This is a genomic window from Prosthecomicrobium sp. N25 (genome assembly GCF_037203705.1).
Lineage (GTDB): Bacteria > Pseudomonadota > Alphaproteobacteria > Rhizobiales > Ancalomicrobiaceae > Prosthecodimorpha.
In genome coordinates, this window is the sequence record NZ_JBBCAT010000001.1 from 640,681 (window position 1) to 666,188 (window position 25,508).

19 protein-coding genes are annotated in these 25,508 nt (G+C 72.4%); 7 read left to right on the forward strand and 12 right to left on the reverse strand.

Features of this window, described 5'->3' with window-relative positions; all coding sequences use genetic code 11:
- Positions 1–5 precede the first annotated feature (5 nt).
- Positions 6–1,121 carry an MlaE family ABC transporter permease gene (locus WBG79_RS02995; protein WP_337355623.1) on the reverse strand — a complete coding sequence of 372 codons (1,116 nt, stop codon included), beginning with the start codon at positions 1,119–1,121 and terminating at the stop codon, positions 6–8.
- 29 nt (positions 1,122–1,150) lie between these two features.
- The gene (locus WBG79_RS03000) at positions 1,151–1,675 is read right to left on the reverse strand and encodes a hypothetical protein (protein WP_337355624.1); all 525 of its coding nucleotides are present in this window, start codon (positions 1,673–1,675) and stop codon (positions 1,151–1,153) included.
- Positions 1,676–2,067: 392 nt separating this feature from the next.
- Between WBG79_RS03000 and WBG79_RS03005 the strand changes: the two genes are divergently transcribed.
- From WBG79_RS03005 to WBG79_RS03015, 3 genes are all read left to right on the forward strand, one after another.
- On the forward strand, positions 2,068–3,528 hold the full coding sequence (locus tag WBG79_RS03005) for a phospholipase D-like domain-containing protein (RefSeq protein ID WP_337355625.1): 1,461 nt from the start codon (positions 2,068–2,070) through the stop codon (positions 3,526–3,528).
- 82 nt (positions 3,529–3,610) lie between these two features.
- On the forward strand, positions 3,611–4,465 hold the full coding sequence (locus WBG79_RS03010; RefSeq protein ID WP_337355626.1) for a hypothetical protein: 855 nt from the start codon (positions 3,611–3,613) through the stop codon (positions 4,463–4,465).
- A complete protein-coding gene (locus WBG79_RS03015) occupies positions 4,443–6,293 on the forward strand; it encodes a methyl-accepting chemotaxis protein (protein ID WP_337355627.1) in 1,851 nt (616 codons plus the stop codon). Before WBG79_RS03010 ends, WBG79_RS03015 begins: the two co-directional genes overlap by 23 nt.
- A 9-nt stretch (positions 6,294–6,302) precedes the next feature.
- Here the strand turns inward: WBG79_RS03015 and WBG79_RS03020 are convergent, their stop codons facing one another.
- A complete protein-coding gene (locus WBG79_RS03020; protein WP_337355628.1) occupies positions 6,303–6,743 on the reverse strand; it encodes a GtrA family protein in 441 nt (146 codons plus the stop codon).
- Positions 6,744–6,867: 124 nt separating this feature from the next.
- Between WBG79_RS03020 and WBG79_RS03025 the strand changes: the two genes are divergently transcribed.
- Positions 6,868–8,754, forward strand: a complete 1,887-nt coding sequence (locus WBG79_RS03025; protein ID WP_337355629.1) for a hypothetical protein — start codon at positions 6,868–6,870, stop codon at positions 8,752–8,754.
- A gap of 53 nt (positions 8,755–8,807) precedes the next feature.
- On the opposite strand, the gene grpE is transcribed toward WBG79_RS03025, so the two are convergent.
- From grpE to ahcY, 8 genes are all read right to left on the reverse strand, one after another.
- Entirely contained in the window at positions 8,808–9,458 is a 651-nt protein-coding gene (gene grpE / locus WBG79_RS03030) for a nucleotide exchange factor GrpE (RefSeq protein ID WP_337355630.1), read from the reverse strand.
- A 170-nt stretch (positions 9,459–9,628) separates the two neighbouring features.
- A complete protein-coding gene (gene trxA / locus WBG79_RS03035) occupies positions 9,629–9,952 on the reverse strand; it encodes a thioredoxin (protein ID WP_337355631.1) in 324 nt (107 codons plus the stop codon).
- 119 nt (positions 9,953–10,071) lie between these two features.
- Positions 10,072–13,590 carry a double-strand break repair helicase AddA gene (addA, locus tag WBG79_RS03040; protein ID WP_337355632.1) on the reverse strand — a complete coding sequence of 1,173 codons (3,519 nt, stop codon included), beginning with the start codon at positions 13,588–13,590 and terminating at the stop codon, positions 10,072–10,074.
- The gene (gene addB / locus WBG79_RS03045) at positions 13,587–16,757 is read right to left on the reverse strand and encodes a double-strand break repair protein AddB (protein ID WP_337355633.1); all 3,171 of its coding nucleotides are present in this window, start codon (positions 16,755–16,757) and stop codon (positions 13,587–13,589) included. Before addB ends, addA begins: the two co-directional genes overlap by 4 nt.
- A 38-nt stretch (positions 16,758–16,795) precedes the next feature.
- The gene (locus WBG79_RS03050) at positions 16,796–17,530 is read right to left on the reverse strand and encodes a nucleotidyltransferase family protein (RefSeq protein ID WP_337355634.1); all 735 of its coding nucleotides are present in this window, start codon (positions 17,528–17,530) and stop codon (positions 16,796–16,798) included.
- 30 nt (positions 17,531–17,560) lie between these two features.
- Positions 17,561–19,108: a tRNA (adenosine(37)-N6)-threonylcarbamoyltransferase complex ATPase subunit type 1 TsaE gene (gene tsaE, locus WBG79_RS03055; RefSeq protein WP_337355635.1), complete on the reverse strand. Its 1,548-nt coding sequence runs from the start codon at positions 19,106–19,108 to the stop codon at positions 17,561–17,563.
- Positions 19,109–19,113: 5 nt separating this feature from the next.
- On the reverse strand, positions 19,114–21,498 hold the full coding sequence (locus WBG79_RS03060; protein WP_337355636.1) for a PAS domain-containing sensor histidine kinase: 2,385 nt from the start codon (positions 21,496–21,498) through the stop codon (positions 19,114–19,116).
- A gap of 326 nt (positions 21,499–21,824) precedes the next feature.
- Positions 21,825–23,225, reverse strand: a complete 1,401-nt coding sequence (ahcY, locus tag WBG79_RS03065; RefSeq protein ID WP_337355637.1) for an adenosylhomocysteinase — start codon at positions 23,223–23,225, stop codon at positions 21,825–21,827.
- A 227-nt stretch (positions 23,226–23,452) separates the two neighbouring features.
- Here ahcY and WBG79_RS03070 point away from each other — a divergent pair, with 227 nt between their 5' ends.
- The 3 genes from WBG79_RS03070 (at position 23,453) to WBG79_RS03080 (ending at position 25,153) form a co-directional block, all read left to right on the forward strand.
- The gene (locus tag WBG79_RS03070; RefSeq protein WP_337355638.1) at positions 23,453–23,785 is read left to right on the forward strand and encodes a YbjQ family protein; all 333 of its coding nucleotides are present in this window, start codon (positions 23,453–23,455) and stop codon (positions 23,783–23,785) included.
- Positions 23,786–23,870: 85 nt separating this feature from the next.
- Positions 23,871–24,440 (forward strand): DUF4337 domain-containing protein, encoded by a 570-nt coding sequence (locus tag WBG79_RS03075; RefSeq protein ID WP_337355639.1) that lies wholly within the window; start codon positions 23,871–23,873, stop codon positions 24,438–24,440.
- Positions 24,441–24,508: 68 nt separating this feature from the next.
- Positions 24,509–25,153 carry an FMN-binding negative transcriptional regulator gene (locus tag WBG79_RS03080; protein WP_337355640.1) on the forward strand — a complete coding sequence of 215 codons (645 nt, stop codon included), beginning with the start codon at positions 24,509–24,511 and terminating at the stop codon, positions 25,151–25,153.
- 22 nt (positions 25,154–25,175) lie between these two features.
- Here the strand turns inward: WBG79_RS03080 and WBG79_RS03085 are convergent, their stop codons facing one another.
- Positions 25,176–25,469: an HPr family phosphocarrier protein gene (locus tag WBG79_RS03085; RefSeq protein ID WP_337355641.1), complete on the reverse strand. Its 294-nt coding sequence runs from the start codon at positions 25,467–25,469 to the stop codon at positions 25,176–25,178.
- Positions 25,470–25,508 lie beyond the last annotated feature (39 nt).

The following is a 25,508-nucleotide window of genomic DNA, read 5'->3' on the forward strand; positions in this document are numbered from 1 at the left end:
GCCGGTCACATCCCGATCGAGGCGAAGAAGATCGCGAAGATGCCGTCGAGCACGATCACGAGGAAGATCGACTTGACGACGGAGGCGGTGGTCCGCAGGCCCAGGGACTCCGCGCTGCCCTTGACCTTGATGCCCTCGCTGCAGGCGACCGTGCCGATCACCAGCGCCATAAAGGGCGCCTTGATCATGCCGACGTTGAAATGCGTCAGCGAGATCGCCTCCTTGAGCCGCGCCACGAAGATCGTCTGGTCCATGCCGCCGTAGAACCAGGCGACCAGCAGGCCGCCGTAGAGGGCGGCCATGGAGCCTATGAAAGCCAGGATCGGCAGGCCGATGACCAGGGCCAGGACGCGCGGCAGGATCAGGATCTCGATCGGGTCGCGGCCCATCGTGCTGAGCGCGTCGATCTCCTCGCGCATCTTCATCGAGCCGAGCTCGGCCGTGTAGGAGCTTCCCGACCGCCCCGCCACCATGATGGCGACGATCAGCACGCCGATCTCGCGGAGCACCAGGATGCCGACCATGTCGACGACGTAGTCCTCGGCGCCGAACTTGCGGAAATGGAAGAAGCCCTGCTGGGCGATGATCCCGCCGATCAGGAAGGTGACCAGCACGATGATCGGAACGGCCTGCAGCGCCACCCGGTCGAGGTGATGGACGAGCGCGGTCAGCCGGAGTCGGGCCGGCCGGACGACGGCCTTGACGAACACGGTCGCGATCGCGCCCAGCATGGCCACGAACCCGCCGAGGTCGGTGCCCACCTCGGCCATGGAGAGCCCGACGCGTCCGAGCCACGCCAGCGGACCGCGGGCGGGCGGCGGCATGGTGCTCTGCCGGCGGTTCGCCTGCGCCACCTTTTCGTAGAGACCGCGGAAGTCGTCCTTCAGACCGCTGAGCTCCGCGCTCCCCGCGCTGCGGACGAGCCGCTCCACCAGCCAGGCCCCGAAGGTGTCGAGCTCGCCGATCCCGGCCACGTCGACCGCCAGGGCGCGCGCCCGGCGCGCCTCGACCCCGCCGACAAGCGGCTCGAGCACCGACGCGTTCGCCGCCGTCCAGGCGCCGCGCGCCCTGACGGCGATGCGGTCGCCCTCTGCGGTCCAGTCGAGAAGCCCTTCGGCCAAGTCCTGCTCCCTGCGGGGCCGACCCCCGCTCAGCCCTTCCGGTCGAGCGTGATGTTGACCTGCGTCAGCTCCGTCCCCGGCGACCGGATGGTCACGGCCTGCTTGTTCCCGCGCGTGGCGATCGAGATCGAGGCCGAGAAGTTCGGGCTCTGCACCGCGGCGCGGATTTCGCCCTTGTCGCGGATCTTGCCGGTGATCTTGCCCTCGAGGTTGCGCGTCACCTCCATCCAGGTGCCGGTGATGTTGCCGCCGTCATACTCGACGCCGCTGCGCAGCTCGAAATTGTAGTTGTCGCTGGTGCAGGCCAGGTTCTGCTGCAGGCTCGACCCGTCGCGGTCCACCTGGTAGGTCGCCCGGCAGCGCAGCCGCTCCGTGTTGCCGTTCTGCAGCGTGATCGTGCCGCTGCCCTGCCAGTTGCCCTTCAGGGCCGTGAACGGGCTCTCGCTCGCCTCGGCGGCCGCCTGGGCCGCGGCGCCGGACGCGGTCGCGAGGGCGAGGCCGCAGAGGACGGCCGCGGTCGCCGCAGGCCTCCCGAGGGCGTTGTGGAACGTCATGAAAAGCCTCCTCAAGTCTCTAGCCTTGCTGTCCGCCGGACCATGACCGCCCAAGCGGGCGGCACTGTGTCCTGGCCGTCGGATCCCGGGCCCGGGGCAGTCGTTCGGCGGTTGGCCGCGGGGCGGTTTCGAATGGGGTGGTCCTCGTAGGGGCGCTCGAACGACCGGTCCCGGGCTCGTCGAGTCCGTTCCGATCGCCTGCGCGGCCCCGTTTCAGACTGGCGAGCGCCGAAAGGCTAGTCAAATACCCGTGTATGGCCGGAAGTTCCTCATAACCGATTCGCGTAGCATGGAGCGACGCCGATATGACACGGTCCTGTCCCGGCTTGACCGCGACCGTCCGGATCGGCCTTCCTGGGCGCGGCGCAGGAAACGGAGGCGGGCGGCTTTCCATGGCGATCCACGATGCGGTCGTCGACGTGATGTCCGCCTACTGGCCGCACATCACCGGTGCTGTGGCGCTCGTCCTCGGTGCCGCGACCTCCGTCCACGCCATCATGACCAAGCAGGACGTGCGCGCCGCCACCGCCTGGACGGGCGTGATCCTGCTGTCCCCCATCCTGGGCGCGGTCGTCTACATCGTCTTCGGCGTGAACCGCGTCCGGCGGGAGACCCGCCTCAAGGGTCGCGAGGAGAGCCTGGAACGGATAGCGGCCGCCGGCGGCCGCCCGTCCGCGGCGGCCGGCACCGTGCCGGAGGGCCTGGCGCCCCTGCGCCGGCTCGGCGATACGGTTGCGGCCTTCCCGCTGCGCCCCGGCGTCGCCGTGGAGCCGCTCGCGACCGGAGACGACGCCTACGGCGCGATGCTCGCCGCCATCGACGGGGCGTCGTCCTGGGTCCTGCTGGAGACCTACATTTTCGACGACGACCGCATCGGAGCGCTCTTCGCCGAGACGCTCGGGGCGGCGGTCGCCCGCGGGGTCTCGGTCCGCGTCCTCGTCGACGCGATCGGGTCCCGCTATTCGCGCCCCCCGATCACGCGCCGCCTCGCCGACCTCGGGATCCGGCATGCGCTGTTCATGGACGGCATGCTCGGCCTGAGGCTCGCCTACGCCAACCTGCGCACCCACCGCAAGATCATGATCGTCGATGGCCGCGAGGCATTCATGGGCGGCATGAACATCCGCCAGTCCTTCTCCGCCCGGATCGCCGGGGAAGGGGCGGGTCGAGACGCCCATTTCCGCGTCGCCGGTCCGGTCGTCGAGGACCTCGGCACCGTCTTCGCGCAGGACTGGCTCTTCTCCACCGGCGAGGAACTGCCGCTCGACGCGATCTTCGCCGGCACGGCCGCCCACCGTCCCGGGTCAGCGCTCGCCCGGGCCGTCCCCTCCGGGCCGGACCAGCACCTCGAATGCACCCATCGCATGATCCTCGGGGCGCTCTCCGTGGCCCGCGAGCGGGTCCTTGTCGCCTCGCCCTACTTCCTCCCCGACCGGCGGCTGGTCGCCGCCTTCGCGATCGCGGCCGGGCGCGGGGTCCGGGTCGACATCGTCCTGCCCGGCGAGAACAACCTCCGCCTCGTCGACAGCGCCATGCAGGCCCAGCTCGACCAGATTCTCGCCGGTGGCTGCCGGGTCTGGCGGTCCACCGGCCGGTTCGACCATGCCAAGCTGATGGCCGTCGACGACGCCTGGGCCTATGTCGGTTCCTCCAACCTCGACCCCCGCAGCCTGCGCCTGAACTTCGAGATCGACCTGGAGGTCTACGATCCGGCCCTCGCCGCCTGGATCGCCCGCCATGTGCTCGACCGGATCGCCACGGCCGAAGAGATGACCCGCGAGGGGCTCGCGGCGCGGCCCTTCCTGCTCCGGCTGCGCGACCGGACCGTGTGGCTCGCCTCACCCTACCTCTGACAGTGGTAACGGTTCGTTAACCCTGCCTCCGTCACCCTGGCTCGGCCCGGACCCGAGGCCGGGCGGTTCGGGAGCCTCGCCGATGGCGGAAACGGTTTGGCGCATGGAGCGCAACGCCAAGGCGCGAGCGCGCCTCGAGCGCAGCCTTCCGGCGGTCTTCCCCGCGCGGGTGCTCGCCTTCGCCCTGTCCCGCCCCTTCGTGCCGCCGACCCCGCGGCTCGCCGTCGAATCCTACTGGCGCCACCATCCCCTGCGCGCCGACGCGCTGGCGCGCGCCCTGGCGGCTCGCACCGGCGCCCCCGAAGGCTGGACCTGGCGGATCGGCCTCGCGGGGCTGCCGGACACCTTCCGGGCCCCGCCCGCCCCCTGGCGCGAGCCCGCCCATGCGGTCGAGCCTGGCCGGTGCTGCGTCTGCGGGGCCGCGGTCTACCGCCTCGGCTGGCATCGCGACCTCTGGGGCGACGGACGCCTCAACCGCGTCGCCCGCTGGCACAGCTGCTGCGTCGCCGCCTGGAAGCTCTGGACCGCGCCCGTCGGGGCGCTCGACGCCCTCAAGCTGCGCCAGCGCCGGCGCTGCGCCGAGACCGGCGGCCGCCTCCTGCGCGGCGCCGAGGTCGACCACCGCGTCCCGCTCTTCGCGGTCTGGCGCGACCACCGCGACAAGCCCTGGCCGGACCTCCTCGACTATTGGGGCGTCCCCAACCTCGCGGTCGTCAACCGCACGGCCCATGCCGGCAAGACCGCCTCGGAGGCGACGCAGCGAGCCCTTCATCGGGGGTCCCGAAACGATACAACTCACGATTCGCAGGGCTGTCATGACACTGCCGTCACGAAACACCCGCGAAACAGACCTCCTTTATTAGCGGAAGCTTCGGAACTCGTTGCCGCAGTCGGCGCTCGGGGCAAAGGACATCATGATCGAATTCGCGAGCGGTGAAATCCTGCGCGGCCCTGCCGCGGTGCTCAGGAGCGCCCTCGCCAAGAACGGCAAGTGGGCCTCCGGCGTCGCCGCCGTGGCCGGCTTCGTGGCCGATGTCCTGCAGCCGGTCGCGCCCTTCGCCGCCTATGTGTTCCTGCTCGGCGCCGTGGCCTGCCTCGTCCTCGCGACCGTCCTGTTCGCGCGCCTCCTCGCGGCCGACCGGGCCGCCCCGGCCCTGGTCTTCGCCCTTTTCGTGACCGTCGTCTCGGGCGGCCTCTGGCAGATGCAGCGGGCCGAGGCGGCCGAGGACGGTGTGGTGGCCAGCGTGGTCCCTGCCGTCGCCGACCTGCAGCGCCGCCTCGGCCTCGTCGCCGCCGACGTGGCCTCCGTCAGGCAGACGGTCGAGGGCGTGGCGGAGCGCGTCGCCCGCATCGAGGAGGGCGTCGGCGCCGCCGCCGGCTCCGTCGAGGGCCTCAAGGCCTCCGCCGAGACCACCGGTCAGATCGTCCGCCACGCCGCTGCCGCGACCGATCGCGTCGAGACCCGGGTCGCGGCCGTCGCCGAGAGCCAGCGGCGGGTCGAGGAGACCGCCCGGTCGAGCGCCGAGCGCGCCGCCCGCAGCGCCGACAAGATCGCCTCGGTCGCCGACCGGCTGACCACCTCGATCGACGACATGACCCGCAGCTTCCAGGCGCTCTCCCAGGCCGGAGGCCTGGTCGCGGATCCGAAGACCGCCGCCGAGATCTACCATAACGCCCGGCTGACGGAGTCCCGCGGCGACGCGCTGGCGGCCCGCCGGGCCTACCTGCAGCTCGCCGCCCTCGACCTCGACGCCGTCGACACCTGGTCGCGCCTCGCCGCCCTCGTGCGCGTGCAGGACGGCCGTGCCGGCGCCCGCGAAGTCTTCGCGAATTTCGCCGGCCGCGCTGCCAGCCCCGCCTACGAACTCGTCTCCGCCTCGCTCTACGACGATGCCGAGCGCCGCCGCCGGGTCGAGATGTTCGTCGCGGCCCATCCGGACTACGGCCCGGGCTGGTACATGCTCGCCGACGAGGTGTCCGAGGCGCGCCTCGGCAGCCAGACCATCGCCGAGAAGCGCCGCGAGCGCGACAGCCTCGCCCGCTTCCTCGACGGCGACGAACGCGGCACGCTCGCCCGCCGGTTCCTCGACCGCACCATGCTGGCCGACTGGCTCGACTCCGCCCGGCGCCGCAAGCGCGCCCTCGACGCGCTCCTGGAAACCCAGCAGGTCGAGCCGCGCGCCATCTTCACCCGTAGCGGCAACGACTGGTCGGTCTATGTCCAGCTCCCCGAACCGGCAGTCGGCTTCGCGTACCGGCTCGGCGAGAGCGGCGCCTTCGTGCAGGCCGGCCCCGGCTTCGGCACGGATCCCCGCACCGGCCGGCCGATGCCGAACACCAACATCTCCATCGTCCCGGGCGCGGAGCCGAAGGCCATCGAGGTGACCTACCTCGACCTGCGCGGCCAGGAGGCCGGGCCGTTCCGGATCCCCTTCGATCCGATGGCGGCCCTGGTCGGCCAGCAGAAGCAGGCGCTCGAGATGACCAAGGGCTCCTGGATCGCCTTCCGCGACTACAACGGCCTGCTCGTCTATACGAGCCACCTCGTCAGCTACCGCTGCACCATCGCCAAGGCCACCTACGGGCTCGACAGCCAGCCCGTCGACAAGGCGATCGAACTGCCCCCCTGCGACCCGAAGGACCCCTTTTCGGTCCCCGCGCCCGAAAAGACCTACTTCAAGGTCCCTCCCGCAACCCGCTCCATGACCGTCCGCCTCCAGTTCCGCGACGGCTCCATCGCCGAGTCGACCATCGCGCGGCGCTGACGCGCCGCCTCAGTCCTCCGCCCGGAACGCGAAGCGCGCATAGCCCGCATACGTGAAGGCCATGGCGGCCAGCGAGCCCGCCACCAGCGCCGCCACCGGCGCGAGCCCGGGCACGGCCAGGAGCGCCGCCGCGTAGACGAGGTAGTTCAGCCCCGCGCCGGACGCCGCGACAATGCCGTAGCGGGCGCCCTCGCGCGCCAGCGCCGCCGCCCCCCGCGACGGGGCCCGGAACGTCAGGCTGCGGTTGAGGAGCCATGTGGCCGCGACGGCGATCGGGGCCGACAGCGCCCGCGCCGAGAAGGGGTCGAGCCCCGCCCGCGCGGTCAGCAGCCAGAGCAGGCCGGCATCGATCGCGAACCCTGCCCCGCCGGTCGCCCCGAAGGCCACGAGCCGCCGCAACGTCGGGCCGATCGGCCGGGATGCGGCCGGACTGTTGCTGACAGGTACCACCCGGGCCCCTCCACGTCTTCGGCACGCCCGCCGAGCCGGCCCGCGCCATTCCGGTTTACCCTATCTTCACGGCCTTAATGTCGAGTAACTCCAACACGTTCCGCCTGCCTCGCGAAGGGTCCCCATGGCCACGATCACGTCGAGTCCGGCCCGTCCGGTCGGCAGGGCGCGCGCCGACTACGGGCTCGCGCTCCTCGCCTGGCTGGCGATCGGCCTCGCCTTCGCGGTCCTGCGCCTGCCCGAACTCGCGCTGCGCGGCACGGCCGACACCGACAGCCTGATGCGCCTCGTCGAGGTGCGCGACTATCTCGCGGGCGCCGCCTGGACGGACCTGCGGCAGCCCCGGCTCGATCCGCCCGCGGGCGTCGAGATGCATTGGTCCCGCCTCGTCGACTGGCCGATCTCGCGCATGATCCTGATCGCCGAGCCCTGGGCCGGCCGCGCCGGGGCCGAGACGCTCGCGCTCGCGCTCTGGCCGGTGCTGGTGCTCGGGCCCTACCTCCTCGCCCTCGTCGCGCTCTGCCGCCGCCTGCTCGGGGCCGAGGCGACGCTGACCGCGCTCGCCTTCGGGATCTTCGCCGCGCCCGCGCTCGCCATGATGATGCCGGGCAACATCGACCATCACGGCGTCCAGCTCGCGCTGTCGGTCGCGCTCCTCGCCGCCGCGAGCCGGCTCGACCGGACGCCCGCGCTCGGCGCCGCCGCCGGCGCGATCGCGGCCGTCATGCTGGCGGTCGGGCTCGAGACCCTGCCGGTGGTGGCGGTGGCGGGCGCCGTCATCGCGCTCGCCTGGGCCCTCGAGCCGGCGCGCTTCGCGGAAGGCGCCCGGGGCTTCGGCCTCGCCTTCGCGGCCGGCATGGCCCTTCAGCGCATGACCGCCGCCCCGACCTCGGCCTGGCTCGCGACGGACTGCGACGTCGCCTCTCTGCCCTACGTCGCCGCCGCCCTGATCGCCGGCGCCGGGCTGGCGGGCCTCACCCTGATGGCCCCGCAGAGCCGCCTGTCCCTGCGCCTGGCCGCGCTCGGCGCGCTCGGCGCCGTGGCGCTCGCCGCCGTCATCGCCAGCGCCCCGGCCTGTCTCGCCGGCCCCTATGCGGAGGTCGACCCGCGCATCGTGCCGATCTGGCTCGACCTCGTCGCCGAGGCCCGCAACGTCCGCCAGCTCGCCGTCGAGGCGCCCGCCGAGCTCCTGCGCTACTTCGCGGTCCCGCTCCTGGCCCTCGCCGTGACGCTCCTCGCCTGGCGCCGGGCCGGCGCGCCGGACCGCTTCGCCTGGGCGCTCGTGGCGGCGGTGCTCGCCGTCTCGGTCGCCCTTTCGGCCTGGCAGGTGCGGGCGGCGATCTTCTCAGCCGCCTTCGCGGTGCCGGCCCTGGTGCTCCTCGTGCTCGCCGCCCGCCGCTTCGGCGAGGCGCGCGGGCCGGCGCTCGCCACCGGGATCCTGATCGCGGCCTACCTCGTGCCGAACCAATACCTGATCACGCTCGCCCCGGACGTCTACGCGGCCCTCCGGCAGCGCCTCGCCGGCGGCGATATGGCCCCGGCGCCGGTGTCCGCCCTCGCCAACGAGGGGCAGCGGCTCTGCGTCGATCGCCGGAGCTTCGCGACCCTGGCGGGATTGCCGAAGGGCGTGGTGCTCGCGCCCACGAACCTCGGCGCGGCCCTCCTGGTCCATACGAACCATGCCGCGGTCGCGGCCGCCTATCATCGGAATGCCGCCGGCATCCTGGACGCCTTCGCGGCCCTGGGCGGCACGCTGGAGGCCGCGAAGTCGATCGCGGCCCGCCGCCGGGTCGACTACCTGGCCGCCTGCCCGGACGACGACGAGACCGGCGTCATCCTGCGCCGCGACCCCGACGGCCTCCTCGCGCGGCTCATGCGGGGCGACGTCCCGCCCTGGCTGGAGCCGCTGCCCGGCGACGGACCGCTCCGGGTCTGGCGCGTGCGGGCCGAGCGCGCGGCCGTCCCGACCACACCCCCGGCGAGCCTGGCCGAGCTTCGGGGCACGCAGTAGACACGAAAAAGGGGCGGATCGCCCGCCCCCTCCGCCCTCCGGCCCGTCGGCCGTCAGGCCGTCTTGTCGACCGTCGCGCCGGGCTCGGCCGCCTCGGGGGCCGGAGCCGCGCCCTTGGGCCCGCCCTTGGATACGCCGACGAGCGCCGGGCGGAGCACCCGGTCGCCGATCACATAGCCCTCCTGCAGGACCTGCACGACCGTGCCGGATGGCACCTCGGCGTTGGGGATCTCGAACATGGCCTGGTGCAGGTGCGGGTCGAAGCGGCTGCCCATCGGGTCGAGCTTGCGCACCCCGTGCTTCTCCATGGTGCGCGTCAGCTCGCGGCCGGTCATATCGACGCCGTCGACGAGGGCCTTCAGCCCGCCTTCCGCGCCCTCGCGCAACTCGGCCGGCAGCGCCGCCAGGGCGCGGGCGAGATTGTCCGCCACGCCCAGGAGCTCGCGCGCGAAGCTGGTCACCGCGTAGTCTCGCGCGTCCTTGACCTCCTTCTCGGTCCGGCGTCGCAGGTTCTCCATCTCGGCGAGCGTGCGCAGCACCTTGTCCTTGAGTTCGGCATTCTCGGCGGCGAGCTGCCCGGCCGCATCCGCGCCGGCCTGCGCCTCGGCCTGGCCCGACGCGCTCGCGCCGGCCACCGCGTCCGCGCGGGCAGCCGCGGCGGCCTCCGCCTGCGCCGCGGCGGTGGAACGGGTCTCGTCAGTCATGGCGTCCTCGGATCATTGGGGAAGGTGGAACGGGTCGGCCTCGATTTGGCGGTTCCCGCGCCCGAAATCAAGCGCGCCGCGCGCCCCGCGCGCGGCGGAGACCGGGTCGCGCGAACGAAAACGCCCCGGCCGAGGGGCCGGGGCGTCCACCTGCCGAGCTGTCGGCACCGTCACGCGATGTTGTTCTTGATCCACTCGACCATCTTGCCCTTCGGGTAGGCGCCGACCAGGTTGGCGGCCGGCTTGCCGTCCCGGAACAGGATAAGGGTCGGAATCGAGCGCACCCCGTAGCGGACCGCCGTGTTCGGGTTGTCGTCGATGTTGAGCTTGGCGACCTTCAGGCTGCCCGCCATCTCGCCCGAGATCTCCTCGAGCGCGGGGGCGATCGTCCGGCACGGGCCGCACCACTCCGCCCAGAAGTCGACCAAGACCGGCTCGCCGGACTTCAGCACGTCGGACTCGAAGGAGGAATCGGTGGTCTTCTCGGTCGCCATGGGATTGCCTTTCCGGTCGGGGCCGTGGGCGCCCGTGTTGTCGGGGGAATGGCGCGAAGGTAGGAACGGCCGTCCGACCCGTCAAGGCAACAGCCCTGCCGCGCGGGCGGGACGGATCGTCACGAAACGGCGAGCTTGCCGAGCATTTCGGCGAGCTCGCCGGGCGGGATCTCGGTGAGGCGCGGCCCGGCCGTCCACAGGATCGCGGCGCGGATCCGCCGGCCGGGGAAGAGATCGGCGAGCAGCCGGCCGTAGACGGCCATCTGAGCCACATACTCGCGCGGAATTCCGGCCGAATCGGTCGGCGGCCGCCGGTTGGTCTTGAAGTCGACCACCAGCACCTCGCCGTCGTCGACCGCCAGCCGGTCGATCTGCCCGGAGACGGCGAGCGGCCCGTCGGGTCCCTGGACCGTCCCGACGATCGCCACCTCGGCGCGTGACCCCGGCCGGAACGCCGCCGCGAAGGCCGGCGCCTCCAGAACCGCCAGGACCTCCCCGGCCACCCCGGCGGCGCCGTCCTCGGCGAGTTCGGGCATGACGTACCGGACGAAGCGGACGGCCGCCGCCTGCCGTTCCGCCGGCGCCATGTCGGGCAGAACCTCCAGGAGCTTGTGGACCACCCGCCCGCGCCGCATCTCGGTCGATTCGGGAGCGAGCGCCGCCTCGAAGGCGCTGGTCGCCGGAAAGGCCGGCAGGCCGTCCTTCGCCTCGATCTCCGCGAGCGCCCTGGACGGCCGGAGCAGGCCGAGGCTCCGCTCCGGCGTCGCCGGCTCGTGGAGCCACGGCGGCACGAGCGGCAGGGCGGGAGCCTCGCCGGCCGCAGCCTCCGGTTCCGCGGCGACCGGCGGTCGCGTGCCGCTCCGCCAGCGTCGCGCGACGACCTGGCCCTCCGCCGCGACCGCCTCGGCCTCGTCCGCCAGGGCCCGCTCGATCGAGCGGTACCAGCAGGCCTCGTCGAGCGGCCGGCCGCCCTGATGGGCGGTCACGTAGAGCCGGTCCGCGGCCCGCGTCATGGCGACATAGAGGAGCCGCCGGTACTCCTCCTCGGCCTCCCGCCGCCACCCGTCCAGGGCCTCCAGGATCCGGCCCGACTTCGTCTGCCGCGAGGGACACCAGACCGGGACCGGCACCGCCCCGGGCACCCCCGGGATCGGCAGGGCCAGGATCTTGGGCTCGTGCCCGGAACTGACCGGCTTGGAGCCGCCGTCGACCAGGAAGACGACCGGCGCCTCCAGCCCCTTGGCGCCATGGACCGTCATGACGCGCACCTCGTCGCGCGCCTCGTCCATCTCGCGCTTGATCTCCGGCGGCGCCGCCTCCAGCGCATGCAGGAAGCCGGCGAGGCTCGGCGCCTCCACCCGGTCGTGGGCGAGCGCGGCGGCCAGGAACTCCTCGATCACGTCCTCCGCCTCCGGTCCGAGCCGCTCGACGAAGCGCCGCCGCGCCCCGTCGGCCGACAGGATGCCGGCGAAGAACTCGAAGGGCGGGACGAGGTCGGCCCGCCGCCGCCAGGCCTTCAGGCGTTCGGCCGTCTCGGCGAGGACCGTGTCCTCCGCGGCGAGCCGGAACAGAGCCTCCTGCAACCCCTCCCGCCGCTGCCGCGCGGCCGCCACCCGGTAGAGCCGCTCATCGTCCCACCCGAACAGAGGGCTCTTCAGCACCGCGGCCAGCGACAGGTCGTCCTGGGGCAGCAGCATCACCCGCCCGAGCGCCATCAGGTCCTCGACCGCGATATGCTCGGTGAGCACCAGCCGATCGGCCCCCGCGACCGGGATGCCGGCCTCCTTCAGCACCCGGTTCATGGCCTCCACGAAGGCCCCGCGCTTGCGCACGAGCACCAGGATGTCACGCGGGCGGACGCACCGGCCCGTGCCCTCCAGCCGAAAGTCCGGCGCCGTCAGGGCCGCGATCTCGTCGCGGATGCGCCGGGCCAGCCGCAGCGGCGGCGCCTCCACATGCATCAGGTCCATGGGCAGGGACCAGTCCTCGGGCTCCTCGACCCTGACCGGCTCGACCACCGGCCAGATCTCGACGAGCCCCGGGTCGTCGCGGCGCACCGCCACGTGGTCCTGCCAGCCGCCATCCTGGGTCACGCCGGCCCGCAGGGCGGGGCTCGCGAAGACGCGGTCCACCGCCGCCAGCACATCGGGGGTGGAGCGGAACGACAGGTCGAGCGTCACCGGCTCGAACGTGGCCGAGGCCGACCGCGCCCGTGCCAGGAAGAAGCTCCGGCTCTCGCCGAATTCCCGCGGCGAGGCGCCCTGGAACGAGTAGATCGACTGCTTCTCGTCGCCGACCGCGAAGATGGTGCGCCGGCGCGGCCGGGCGCCCTCGCCGGCGAAGAACTCGTCGGCGAGCTGGCGCACGATCCGCCACTGGCGCGGGCTCGTGTCCTGCGCCTCGTCGACCAGGATGTGGTCGATCCCCTGGTCGAGCTTGTACTGGACCCAGGCCGCCGCGTCGGAGCGCGCCAGGAGCCTGGCGGTCCGGCCGACGAGATCGTCGAAGTCGAGCGCGCCGCGCGCCTGCTTGGCCCGCTCGTAGTCGGCGATGACCGCGTTGCCGAGCACGATCAGCGCGCGCGAGGCCGCAAAGGCCCTGAGGCCGGCGGTCCGGTCCGCCAACCCCTCGAGCCGCGCGATCTCCCGCTCGAACATCTCCACGAGGCCCGGGATCGCCTGCTGCACCGCCTTGGCGGCGAGGCTCTTCGCCTGCCGCGGCTCGCCGTCCTTGCGGAAGAAGGCGTCGCGCCAGGCCGCCCGCCCGTCCGCGCTGTCGGGCGCCGCCGCGCCGGCCTCGAGCTTGTCGGCGAGGTCCTGGCACTTCGGTCCGCTCCGGCGCAGTTCCGTGACGAGCCTCGCCAGGACGCCGCCGGCGAGCTCCGGCGAGCGGGCGACCGCGGCGTCCACGGCCACGATGCTATCGCCCGGCGCCACGCCGAGCGCCCCGGCGACCGCGTCCTCCAACCTGCGGCCCGTCGATTCGGCGGCCAGCAGCGCCTCCTGCATCAGGTCGCGCCGGGCCACCACCTCGTCGAGGGCCGACAGGAACCCGTCCTCGCCGGCCGCTTCCATGGCCTGCGCGAAGGCGGCCGCCAGGGGGCTTCCCGGCGGCGCCTCCGCGGCGCGCACCAGCACGCCGTCCCGCGCCCTGCGCACGAGGTCGAGCGCCCCGCCCTCGTCGAGGATCTCGAACTGGCCGGCGAGGTCCGCCTCGAGCGGGAACTGCTGCAGGACGCGCTCGCAGAAGGCGTGGATGGTCTGGATCTTGAGCCCGCCCGGCGTCTCGATCGCCTCGGCGAAGAGCCGCCGCGCCCGCCGCCGCTCCGCCTCGTCCGGCACGACCCCGGTGACCGCCTCGATGGCCGGGCCGATCGCCTCGTCGGGTGCGGTGGCCCAGGCGGCGAGTTCCTGGAACACCCGGTTCGACATCGTCGCCGCCGCGGCCTTGGTGAAGGTCAGGCAGAGGATGCGCGAGGCCGGCGTCCCGGCGAGCAGGATCCGCATCACCCGGCGGCTCAGCACCCAGGTCTTGCCCGATCCGGCATTGGCCGAGACCCAGGCCGACGCGGACGGGTCCCCCGCGATCCGCTGGCGCCGCCGGGTATCCTCCGGCACCGCGACGATGCGCGCGCTCATTCCTCGCCTCCCTGGCCGGCCGCCCATTCCTTGACGCGGGCGAGGTGGTCGTAGGGTCCGTCGATCCGCCGCGAGAACTGGATCCGCGGCCGCGACGGATAGCCCTGGCCGGGCCTGCGGTAGAGCGCGACGAGGCCGATGAGCTTGGCGAGCGCCGCCTCGGCGAGCTCGTCGGGCGTCGGCGGCACCTCGCCCCTGGCCGGCTTCCCGGCCGCCAGCCGCGCTTCGCCGCCCTCGCCCGAGCCCGAGAGCTTGACGTAAAGCAGGTCCGACACCGTCCGGCCGGCGAGATCCGCCCCGAAGGCGCCGGCCCTCACCATCGCGGCCTCGAGCGGCAGCTGCGGCGCGAGCAGGACCTTCACCTGGCGGGTGCTCGGCAGGGTCCCGGTCTTGTAGTCCAGGACCGCCACGCTGCCGTCCGACATCACGTCGATCCGGTCCGCCCGGCCGGTCAGCGTGAAGGGGCCGCCAGGCAGGGCTAGCTCCATCGCCTGGCGCGACTCCAGGATGCGGGCCGCCACGTCCGGGTGCCGGCCGAGCTCGAAGGCATGGAACCATCGCCCGATCCGCGCCAGCCGCGGCCGCCACAGGGCGACCACCTCCGGAAAGGCGGAGTGCGGCGCGAGCGCGTCCTCGGCGAAGCTCAGGAAGCGCTCCAGCGCGGTCTCCGCCGGCTCCGGCCGCCAGCCCTCCACGAAGCGCTCCAGGATCGCGTGCACGATCGATCCCCGGTCGCCCGCGTCGGGCGCCGCCGCGAGCGCCTCGATCGGCTCCAGCTTCAGGATGCGGCGGGCATAGATGGCATAGGGGTCGCGGATCCAGGTCTCGATCTCGGTGACCGACAGCCGGTCCGGCCGGGCCTCGAGGGGCGGCACCGGCGCGGGCCGCGCCACCGGCCGCGGCCTCGTGACCGCCGGGCGGTCGAGATCGCGCGCGAGGCCGAGCAGCCGTTCGCCCCGCGCCCGCATGGCCGAAAGCGTCGCTCGGTCGACGACGGCGGTCAGCCGCTGCAGCCAGCGCGACGGCACGGTCGGCGCGCCGCCGGACCGCACGGCCCGGGCGAGAATTACCTCCCGGGCCCCGATTCCCTGGGCGAAGTCGTGGGCGGCGAGGCCGATCCGGCGCTCCGGCGGCTCCAGGCCGAGGTCGCCCTTCATGGGCCGGGACAGCCAGGGGTCGCTGCGCGCCGAGGCGGGCCAGGTGCCCTCGTCGAGCCCGGCGAGGATCAGACGGTCCACCGACTGCAGCCGCGCTTCGAGCGGCCCCCAGATGGCGAGCCGCGCATCCGCGCCCGCCCGCCGCCGGACCGGCTGCGGACCGATCAGGGCCTCGAAGACGGGCGGATAGTCGCGCCCGCCGATCTCCATCCGGTTCTCGGTGTCCCGGCACGCGGCGACGAGCCCGGCGAGCGCGGACGCGAGCGCCTCCCCGGCCTCGCCCTCGAAGAGCCGCGCGTCCGACCCCTCCTCGTCCGCAGCCGCGGCCCGGACGGCTTCGGCATGGGCGCCGGCGAAGTCCGCGAGCGGATTGAGGCCGGGCGCGAGCGCGAGGGCCTCGAGGCCACCGAGCGCGTCCGTGAGCCGGTCGAGCAGGTCCTCGGCCGCCGCCCAGTCGGCCTGCTGCAGGTTCAGGCGCGCGGCCGGCTGGCTGCGGACGCGTGCCCCCGCGTCGTGGCGCGCCTGGTCGAAGGCCTCCCGCAGGCCGGCCGAGCCCGAGCGGGGACGCGGGCCGCGCAGGCAGGCGAGCTCGAGCGCCCGTGCCGCCCCGCGCGCCGCGGCCCGCGGAAGGCCGAAGGCGGCCAGCGGATGCTGCAGCAAGGCCACCAGGGTGACGGGCGCGAAGCCGCCGGTCGCCGTCTCGGCGACGAGCCGCGCCAGTACGGTGGGCGGCGTCGACAGGAGCGGCACGCCCGCCGAATCGTCGACCGCGAGGCCCCAGCGTCCCAGTTCCGCCGAGACGCGGCGGGCGAGATCCCGGTCGGGCGTCACCAGCGCCGCGGTCCGGCCTTCATCGGCCAGCGCCTCCCGGAGCGCCACCGCGATCGCCAGGGCCTCCTCACTGTCCGATCGCGCCTCCACGAGCGACACGCCCTCGAAGGCCGCGCCGAGGCCCCCGGTCGGACGGACCTCCCGGGCGAAGTCCTTCCAGGTCTCCGTCGTCCCGGCCGGCTTCAGGGCCTCGGACACGGCGCGCGCCCGGAGCCGCAGGGCGGCGGACGGCTCGGGGTCGAGGTCGTCCACGCCGTCGCGGTCGATCCCGAGCCGCGCCAGCAGGAGCTTCAGGCCGTATTGCGGGTGTCCGGGCACCGGGCGACGCTCGGGGTCGTCCGGCGCCCCGATGGCGGCCCAGGACTCCGCGTCGAGGTCGCGGTCGAGGCCGGGCAGCACGACCGCACCCTGGGGTAGGCGGGCGATGGCGCGAATGAGGTCGGCGGTCGCAGGGATCGAGCCGGTCGAGCCGGCCACGATCATCGGTCCGGCCGGCGGATGCTCCGCGAGCCGGCGCGCCTCCTCGCGGATCAGGCGGTTGCGCCGCTTCGCCGGATCGACGAGGCCGCGCTCGGCCAGCACCGCCGGCCAGGTCTCGGAGACGATCTCCAGGAACCTCAGCGTCAGCGCCCAGAAGCCCGCGTGGTCCTCCGGCACGATCGACGAGAGCCGGCTCCAGTCGGCCGCCTCGGTCTCGACCTGGTCGAGGAGCGCCAGGAGCGCGCGGGCGAGATGGACGGCCTCCGCGGGCGAGGCCGGTAAGGTCGGGGAGGCCTCGGTCACCGGATTGACGAGCAGGCCCGCCACCTTCGACGACCAGGCGGCGACCAGCCGCGAGAGCCCGAGCAGGCGCGCCACGCCGTCCATCTCGGGCGTCAGGTCGCGCGCGAAGGCGGCCCGGTCGATGACGAGGCTGTCCTCGTCGAGATCGCCGAGCGGCTTGATCACCGGCAGGATTGCGGCCCGGCCGCCGAGCGCCTCCAGGAAGACCTCGCGCAGGGCCCGGGCGGCGCGACGGGTCGGCACCAGGATGGTCGCGTCGGCGAGCGCCAGCGGCCCGCTATCCCGGCCGAAGCCCGGGACGAGCCGCCCGTCCATGAGGGCCGCGACCAGGGTCGGCAGGAAGGGGCGCGACGGCGCGATGGTGAAGACGCGGGGTCTCGGGCTCGGGTCTGGCATTCGGTCTCCGCGGTCGGGCGCGATCGCGGAGGCTCCGCTCACGCCGCGCTGTGCCGGATGGCGTCCTCCGCCTCGCGGATCGCCTCGGGGGTGCCGACATGGAGCCAGATGCCGTCCATGTGCACGCCGTACAACCTGCCCGATTCGATCGCCCGGTCGAAGAGCACGTTCAGCGAGAATTTTCCCGCCGGACAGGCCTCGAACGCCGTCGGGCTCATGATCGCCACCCCGGCATAGACGTAGGGCGAGACCTGTCGTTCCAGCCGGCGTTCGAGACGGCCGAGCGGATCCATGATGAAATCCCCCGTCCCGTCGTACCCGACCGCGGTGACGGTCGGCGACAGCAGGAGCAGCATGTCCATCCGCGCCGGATCCCAGAAGTCGGCCAGGATGTCGAAATTGCTGGCCACGCCCTCGATCCAGAAGCTGTCGGAATTGTAGACGAAGAAGGGCTCGTTCCCGAGGAGAGGCAGCGCCTTGGCGATCCCGCCGCCGGTCTCCAGGAGCTTCTCGCGCTCGTCCGAGATGACGATCTCCGGCCTGCTGCGCTTGCAGACGTGCACCTCCACCAGGTCCGCGAGGTAGTGCACGTTGACCACCGCCTTCGTCACCCCGGCGGCCGCCAGCCGGTCGAGCCCGTGGTCGACCAGCGACTTGCCGGCCACCTCGATGAGCGGCTTCGGGGTGGTGGCCGTCAGCGGCCGCATGCGCTTGCCGATCCCGGCGGCGAGCACCATCGCGACGGTCGGGCGTTTCGGAGTGGTCACGGTCATGGGGATGGAAAGCGTCCTGGGCTTGGGGCGTCAGGCGCCGGGGCCCGATCGGGCGGCCTCCGGCACGCGGGCGTCATACCAGAGCTTCAACGGCCGCAAAACCTCCTCGCCGAGGATACGGCCGAGATACTCCCACAGCCTCGGGTAGTGCCGCATGTAGCCCGGCTTGCCGTCGCGCCTGAGCAGCCGCACGAACTGGCCGACCAGCCGCGTGCTGCGCTGTGCCGCCAGGATCATGTAGGCCCGCCGGAACGCGGCCGCGTCGAAGGCCGGATCCGCCGCCGCGCGCAGCGCCACGTAGTGGGCGAGCAGCTCGGCCTCGATCTCCGCCGGCACGGTGATGCGCGCGTCCTGCGCGAGCGAGGCGACGTCGTAGGCCGGGTGCCCGAGCGCCGCGTCCTGGAAGTCGAGGATCCCGAGCCGGCGCAGTCCCTCGCGCTCCGGCAGCCAGAGGATGTTGGGCGAGTGGTAGTCGCGCAGGCACCAAGTCGCCGGCCCGGCGAGGATCTCGTCGAAGAGCGGCTCCCAGACGGCGAGGAAGCTCTCCCGCTCCTCTCCCGTGGTCGGCCGGCCGAGCAGGTACGGGATGCCCCAGTCGAGCAGGATCGTCACCTCCGCGACGAGGTTTCGGCGCTCCAGCCGCGGAATCGCATAGGTGCCTCCGGTCCCGTCCGGCAGCACCGTCGGCAGGTCCATGCCATGCAGGGCCGCGAGCACTTCGACGGCCACGCGGTAGCGCTCCCGGACCGGCGCCGGCGGATCCCCTTCGATGCAGACCTCCCGCCCCAGATCCTCGATCAGCATGAAGCCGCGCTCGGGGTCGTGGGCGTGGATCTCCGGCACCGAAAAGCCGCAGGCCGCCAGCCCGAGCGCGAAGGCATGGAAGGGTCGCGTATCCTCGGCGAGCTTGGCGGCCCTGAGCGCCGCCACCCGCGACCGCCCGGCCTCGTCGTCCGCCTCGGCGGGCTGGTCCATCAGGATCCGCCCCGCCTCCCCGAGCCGGACCCGCTCATAGGCGCGCGTCGACGCGTCCCCCTGCAGGTAGCGCCGCGCCGCGCCGCCCCAGCCGGCCCCGGCGAGGAAGTCCCGGATCGCCGCCGAGCGCGCCAGCCGCTCCGAGAAGCGGCCTGCCGGCGCCGACAGGCGCGCCCTCCGTCCATCCGGCCCGGCGCCCTCCGAGAGATCCACCCTGAGCGCGTCGGCGGGCAGGAGGTCCCCGGCCTTGTCCGGCCATTCGACCAGCACGGCGCCGCTCCGGCACGCCTCGTCGAAGCCGATCTCGACCAGGTCCTCGGGGCTGCCGATACGATAGAGGTCGAAGTGGAAGACCGCGAAGCGCCGAAGCGGGTAGTCCTGCACCAGCGTGAAGGTCGGGCTCGGCACCTCGAGGTCAGGGTCGTCGGCGAGCGTGCGCAGGATCGCGCGGGCCAGGGTGGTCTTGCCGGCCCCCAGGTCGCCCGCCAGCGCCACCACGTCTCCGGCGCGCAGCGCCAGCGCGATGTCCTCGGCGAGGCGCCGCGTCGCGTCCTCGTCGCAGAGGTCGATGGCGAGGGCGAACCCCGTCCCCGATGCCGTCACGCCCGTCACTCCGCCGCGGTCAGGCCGCGGTCCGGCACCGTGCCGCCCTGCGGACGCTCCGGCAAGCGGCAGATCACGGACGTGCCGCGCCCCTCCTCGGACTCGATCGTCACGCTGCCCTCGTGCAGCTCGACGAAGCTCTTCACGATCGAGAGCCCGAGCCCGGCCCCGCCCCGATGCGGCCCCTGCCGGCGCGCGTGGAAGCGGCTGAACACCGACTTCAGCTCCGATTCCGGGATGCCGATGCCGTCGTCCTCGACGGTGATCACCAGCGCCCCGCGGTCGCGCTCGGCGCGCAGCCTCACCTCTCCGCCCTCCTCGGAGAAGCGGATCGCGTTGGACAGCAGGTTGAAGAGCACCTGCCGGATGCGCTTGCCGTCGCCCAGGAAGGTGCCGGCTTGCGCGTCGACACGGGTCGACAGGTGGATCGACTTGGCGTCGAGCCTGTCCTTCACGCCCTCGATCGCCTCGCCGATCGCACCCGCGATGTCGATCTCGACGAGATCGAGCTTCATGATGCCGGCGTCGATGGTCGCCAGGTCCAGGATGTCGTCGACGATCACCATGAGCGCCTGGCTCGACGTCATGATGTGGCCGGCGTAGTCGCGCTGCCGGTCGTTCAGCGACCCCGTCTTCTCGTCCGCGAGCAGGTGCGCGAAGCCGATGATGTTGGTGAGCGGCGAGCGGAGCTCGTAGGAGACGAGGCCGACGAAGTCGGTCTTGATCCGGTCCGCCTCCTCGAGCGCGTCGTTCTTCTCCATGAGCGCGCGCTCGACGTTGACCGTGTCGGTCACGTTGACGAAGGTGACCAGGGTGGCGCCGTCCGGCAGCGGAACGGTGCTGACGTCGAGCACGCTGCCGTCGCGCCGCTCCATGCGGCCTTCCAGCCGGGTGCGGTTCTCCGCCAGCCCCGCGACCGCGACCTTGATCCGGTCCCAGGTGGGAACGTCCGGATAGAGGGACGAGCAGGCCCGCACCACGTCCCCGATATGCGGCCGGTTGGCCAGCGCGGCGTCGTCGAGGTGCCAGAGCGCCGCGAAGCGCGGGTTCCAGAGCCGCAGGCGTCCGTCCGAGCCGAACACCGCGACGCCCTCGGTCAGATGGTCGAGCGTCTCCCCCTGCACGCGGACGAGCGCGTTGTGGCGCTTCTCCAGCTCCAGCCGCTCGGTCACGTTCTCGTACACGTAGGTGACGCCGCCCTGCGGGTGCGGGTTCGCGATCACGCGCAGGGTCTGCCCGTCCGGCAGGTGCCACCAGTGCTCGCGCGCCTCCAGCGACTGGTAGGCGCTCAGCATGTCCCGCTTCCAGAGCCGGAAGTCGGCCTGCTCCGGCAGCCTCCGCACGGCGCGCAGCTGGTCGAGGATCTGGCTGTCCTCCGGGCTGCTGTCGAGGAAGCCCGGGTCGAGGCCGAAGAGCGACCGGTAGGCGGCGTTATAGAATTGCAGCCGCCGGTCGGCGCCGAAGATGGCCACGGCGGTCGCCAGCTGGTCGAGTGTGCGGGCATGGAAGTCGATGGTGCGCCGAAGCTCGGCCTGTGTCCGCTCCAGGTCCGACACGTCCGTGGCGATGCCGGCCTGGCCGGCCTCGGAGGTGACGTCGACCACGTCGTAGATCCGCCGCGTCCCGGCGGAGACCACCGGAAGCCGGGCATGGACGGCCGCCTGCCCCTGCCGCATCCGGTCGACGGTGTCGAGGCCGGACCGGTCGAGCAGTTCGGCGTTCGCCTGCACGGCCTTGGCGGCGTCGGGTGACTCGACCGCGCGCGCATAGGCCGGATTGACCCAGACCAGCCGCCCGGCGCGATCCTTGACCCAGACCGGCATCGGCATGGCCTCGAGCAGCGCCCGCATGGCGGCGACGTCCTGGCCCAGCCGGCGGTGCCGGTCCTTCAGCTCCGCGAAAGCCAGCCGCTCGCCCGTCAGGTCGCGGAAGCGCACGAAGGGACGCCCGCCGCCGATCCGACCGGCCGCCTCCACGAAGGTGTGGGTCTTGGTCGCGAGCTCGATGGTGAAGAGCGTGCCGCGCTCGCGCAGCGCCGCGATGCGCCGGTCGAGCTCGGCGGCGGATTCGTGCGCCAGCCACGACCCGAAGGCGAGGAACTGCCCCCGCGCCTTCGGCGCGCCCGAGGCCGCCCCGAGGGCGCCGGTGACGAAGGGCGGCTCGTCCGGCCGGCCCCAGACCATCACCATCTGGTCCTCGGCGTCGAGCAGCGCCTCGGCGCGGTCGGCCTGGGCCTTGAGGTCGGCGTTCTCGGTCTTGAGGCGGGCGATCTCCTGCTCGGAGCGCGTCCGGGCCCGCATCATGCCGACCGCGCTCGCGACCGCGACCGTGAGCACCCCGGTCAGCGTCGCGACGAGGACGATCTCGTGCGAATAGCCGATCGCCAGCACCTCCGGCGCAGCGGCGGCCGGCGTGGCCGAGACGAGGAGGCCCGGGACCCCGAACCGGATCGCCGGATCAGAGGCAAGTCTCTGGACTGCCGTCCGAATCCGACATCGCCTCCGCGCCCGCATGCTGGAGCGTCCTCCGCGTCCGATCGACCGATGATGCTTGGGTTCCGACCCCGGGCGAAGAACCGACCGGCCCGGCAACTCGACGAATCACCGGAAGATACCGTGTCCCGGAACCCCTGGGGAGAGTGCGTCGGCCGCAAATGATGAAGCCGCGCGAGGGGATCGCGCGGCTTTCTATATTTTGTATTACCGGGATCGATCGATCAGTACCGGTAGTGTTCGGGCTTGAACGGACCCTGGTCGGTTACGCCGATATAGTCCGCCTGCTCCTTCGAGAGCTTGGTGAGCTTCACGCCGAGCTTCTCGAGGTGCAGCGCCGCAACCTTCTCGTCGAGCGTCTTCGGCAGGGTGTAGACCCGGTTCTCGTACTTGTCCGGGTTCGACCACAGCTCAACCTGCGCCAGCGTCTGGTTGGTGAAGCTCGCCGACATGACGAAGCTCGGATGGCCCGTGGCGTTGCCGAGGTTCACCAGCCGGCCCTCGGAGAGCAGGATGATCTTCTTGCCGTCCGGGAACTCGATGTGGTCCACCTGCGGCTTGATGTTGTCCCACTTGTAGTTGCGGAGCGCGCTCACCTGGATCTCGGCGTCGAAGTGGCCGATGTTGCAAACGATGGCGTTGTTCTTCATCGCCCGCATGTGCTCGATGGTGATGACGTCCTTGTTGCCCGTCGCCGTCACGAAGATGTCGGCTGCCGGCGCGACGTCCTCCATGGTCTGGACCTCGTAGCCCTCCATGGCGGCCTGCAGCGCGCAGATCGGGTCGATCTCGGTGACGATCACCCGGGCGCCGCCGTTGCGCAAGCTGGCGGCCGAGCCCTTGCCCACGTCGCCGTAACCGCACACCACCGCCACCTTGCCGGCCAGCATGACGTCCGTGCCGCGCCGGATGGCGTCGACCAGGGACTCGCGGCAGCCGTAGAGGTTGTCGAACTTCGACTTCGTGACGGAATCGTTGACGTTGATCGCCGGGAAGGGCAGGCGGCCCTGCTCGGTCAGCTGGTAGAGCCGGTGCACGCCCGTGGTGGTCTCCTCGGAGACGCCGCGGATCGCTTCGCGCACCTTCGAGAACCAGCCGGGCTGCGTCTTCAGCCGCTTCCAGATGGTCGCGAAGAAGGCGACCTCCTCCTCGTTGCTCGGATGGTCGAGGATCGAGGAGTTCTTCTCCGCCTCGGCGCCGAGGATGACGTACATGGTGGCGTCGCCGCCGTCGTCGAGGATCATGTTCGGCACGCCGCCGTCGTGCCAATCGAAGGTGCGGGCGACGAAGTCCCAGTACTCCTGCAGCGTCTCGCCCTTGTGGGCGAAGACGGGCGTGCCGGCGGCCGCGATGGCGGCCGCGGCGTGGTCCTGGGTGGAGAAGATGTTGCAGGACGACCAGCGCACCTCGGCGCCGAGCGCCTGCAGGGTTTCGATCAGCACGGCCGTCTGGATCGTCATGTGCAGGCAGCCGGCGATCCGGGCGCCCTTCAGCGGCTGCGCAGGGCCGTACTCGCGGCGCACGGACATGAGGCCGGGCATCTCGGTTTCCGCGATGGCGATCTCCTTGCGGCCGAACTCGGCGAGGCTCAGGTCGCGGACCGCGAAATCGTGGGTCTTCGTCATCAAAGGCTCCTTGGGCCGGAAAGGCCGGAAAATGGACGTCCCTGCGCGGGGCGGGGACCGTGCGGCGGCTTATACCCGAGGCGATCCGTGAAGGCAATAAGGACATAAACATTTCTTTATGTCCCGATCCGAGCCGAGTGCCGGGCCGCTCTGGCGCCCGCGTCGTTACCGGATCGAAACGCGGCCGTGCCTAAGCTCCCGGCGTTCGGCCGGCCAGGGAGCGCCCCATGATCCGCAGCGACTTCGTCACCACCGCCTTCGGCTTCCAGCGCTATCGCGTGGTGCGCGAGATCGGCATCGCGCACGGCATCGTGGTGCGCTCGCGCTCGATTATCGGCAACTTCCTGGGCTCCATCCAGACCATCTTCGGTGGCAACATCACCATCTACACCGAGCTCTGCGAACAGGCCCGCCGCCAGGCCTTCGAGAAGATGATGACGGACGCTGCCGGACTCGGCGCCAACGCCATCATCGGCTTCCGCTTCGAATCGACCGACATCGGCCAGGGCCTGACCGAGGTGCTGGCCTACGGCACGGCCGTCGAGGTGGCGCCGGTCTGAGCGGCGTCAGCCCGCCGACAGCCTTGCGGCAGCCGCATTCGCGCGGCAATCGCCAGCGCCTCGCAAGGGCAGGGGCGTGATCCGCATGGTGGACGCGACGACGGAATCCGCGGCGAGCCGCGACCGCTTCAACAGCATGATCGCCATCGCGGTGGCGCTCATCTCCGCCTTCATGGCGGTCTCGAAGGTCAAGGACGACAACATCGTCCAGGGCATGCAGCGCGCCCAGAGCGAGACGCTCGACTACTGGAACGAGTACCAGGCACGCCAGCAGCGCCGGGTCATCGTCGAGGCGACCATCCAGCAGACCAGGGCGTTAACGCCCGAACCCGTTCCCGACCAGGTCGCGAAGGCGCTCGCCGACTGGCAGAAGCTCGGCGACACGTTCAAGATCCGCTCCGAGGAGGCGGCCCAGAAGGCCAAGGCCCGCCAGGCCGACTACGACGCCCTGAACGAGCGTGACGACCTCTTCGACCTGTCGGACGCCATGATGTCGGTGTCCCTCGCGCTCTTCGCCATCACGGCCCTCGTCCGCATCCGCTGGCTCTTCGGGGCGGCGACCCTGCTCGGCCTGCTCGGCGCCTTCTTCGGCTTCGCGGGTTTCGCCGGCTGGACGCAGGTCCACCCGGGCTGGCTCGTGGCCCTGCTGAGTTGACCGGAGCCAAGGACGCGCCGCCGTGCTAAAGGGGCTTCCATGGCACGTCGGTTCCAGGACTCCGGCTCATGTATCGCCCGCCCCATTTCGCCGTCGACGACCTACCGCTCCAGCATGAGCTGATCCGGGCCCACCCGCTCGGCCTGCTCGTCGTCCACGGGTCCGCCGGCCTCACCGCCGACCCGGTCCCCTTCGTGCTCGACGCCGATCGCGGTCCGTTCGGCACCCTGCGCTGCCATGTGGCGCGGGCGAACCCCGTCTGGCGCGAGGCGGACGGAGCGCGGGAGGCGCTCGTGGTCTTCTCGGCGGTCGACCACTACGTCACGCCGTCCTGGTACGCGACCAAGCGGGAGACCGGCAAGGTCGTCCCGACCTGGAACTACGCGACGGTCCACGCCCACGGCCCCATGCGGGCGATCGAGGACCCGGCCTGGCTCGCCGCCCAGATCGCCGCGCTGACCGACATCCACGAGGGGCGCCGCGCGGCGCCCTGGTCGGTGGACGACGCGCCCGCACCCTTCATCGCCGCCCAGATGCGCGGCATCGTCGGCCTGGAGATCCCGATCGCCCGGATCGAAGGCAAGTGGAAGGTCAGCCAGAACCGCCCCGAGACCGACCGCCGCGGCGTCGACGAGGGCCTGCGGGCCGAGGGCGACGAGGAAGCCGCCGCGATGGCGGCGCTCGTCCGCCAGCACGGCGGCATCGAGGGCTGAGGACGCCGAGCGGCGGGGTGGGCTATTCCTCGTAGAACTTGGCTTCGACCAGCGTCGTGATGGCGTCCAGGACCTCGTTCGCCTGCCGTCCGCGAGCGGCGACGCGGATCGTGGTCCCGGGGCTCGCGGCGAGCATCATCAGCCCCATGATGGAGGTGCCGCCGACCGTCTGGCTGTCCTTCGAGACCGCCACTTCTGCATCGTAGCCTTCGACCAGCTGGACGAACTTCGCCGAGGCCCGGGCATGCAGGCCGCGCTTGTTGGTGATCAGAAGGTCGCGAACGATAGCGCCTTCGAGGACCTCTCCGCTGTCCATGCCCGGCCCCGTCTCCCCGTCTCGCCGCGGCCGCCCCGT

Coding starts and splice junctions, on each gene's coding strand:
- WBG79_RS03000 (WP_337355624.1), bottom strand. CDS start 1,675: ATGACGTTCCACAACGCCCTCGGGAGGCCTGCGGCGACCGCGGCCGTC.
- WBG79_RS03005 (WP_337355625.1), top strand. CDS start 2,068: ATGGCGATCCACGATGCGGTCGTCGACGTGATGTCCGCCTACTGGCCG.
- WBG79_RS03010 (WP_337355626.1), top strand. CDS start 3,611: ATGGCGGAAACGGTTTGGCGCATGGAGCGCAACGCCAAGGCGCGAGCG.
- WBG79_RS03015 (WP_337355627.1), top strand. CDS start 4,443: ATGATCGAATTCGCGAGCGGTGAAATCCTGCGCGGCCCTGCCGCGGTG.
- WBG79_RS03025 (WP_337355629.1), top strand. CDS start 6,868: ATGGCCACGATCACGTCGAGTCCGGCCCGTCCGGTCGGCAGGGCGCGC.
- grpE (WP_337355630.1), bottom strand. CDS start 9,458: ATGACTGACGAGACCCGTTCCACCGCCGCGGCGCAGGCGGAGGCCGCC.
- trxA (WP_337355631.1), bottom strand. CDS start 9,952: ATGGCGACCGAGAAGACCACCGATTCCTCCTTCGAGTCCGACGTGCTG.
- addA (WP_337355632.1), bottom strand. CDS start 13,590: ATGAGCGCGCGCATCGTCGCGGTGCCGGAGGATACCCGGCGGCGCCAG.
- addB (WP_337355633.1), bottom strand. CDS start 16,757: ATGCCAGACCCGAGCCCGAGACCCCGCGTCTTCACCATCGCGCCGTCG.
- WBG79_RS03050 (WP_337355634.1), bottom strand. CDS start 17,530: ATGACCGTGACCACTCCGAAACGCCCGACCGTCGCGATGGTGCTCGCC.
- ahcY (WP_337355637.1), bottom strand. CDS start 23,225: ATGACGAAGACCCACGATTTCGCGGTCCGCGACCTGAGCCTCGCCGAG.
- WBG79_RS03070 (WP_337355638.1), top strand. CDS start 23,453: ATGATCCGCAGCGACTTCGTCACCACCGCCTTCGGCTTCCAGCGCTAT.
- WBG79_RS03075 (WP_337355639.1), top strand. CDS start 23,871: ATGGTGGACGCGACGACGGAATCCGCGGCGAGCCGCGACCGCTTCAAC.
- WBG79_RS03080 (WP_337355640.1), top strand. CDS start 24,509: ATGTATCGCCCGCCCCATTTCGCCGTCGACGACCTACCGCTCCAGCAT.
- WBG79_RS03085 (WP_337355641.1), bottom strand. CDS start 25,469: ATGGACAGCGGAGAGGTCCTCGAAGGCGCTATCGTTCGCGACCTTCTG.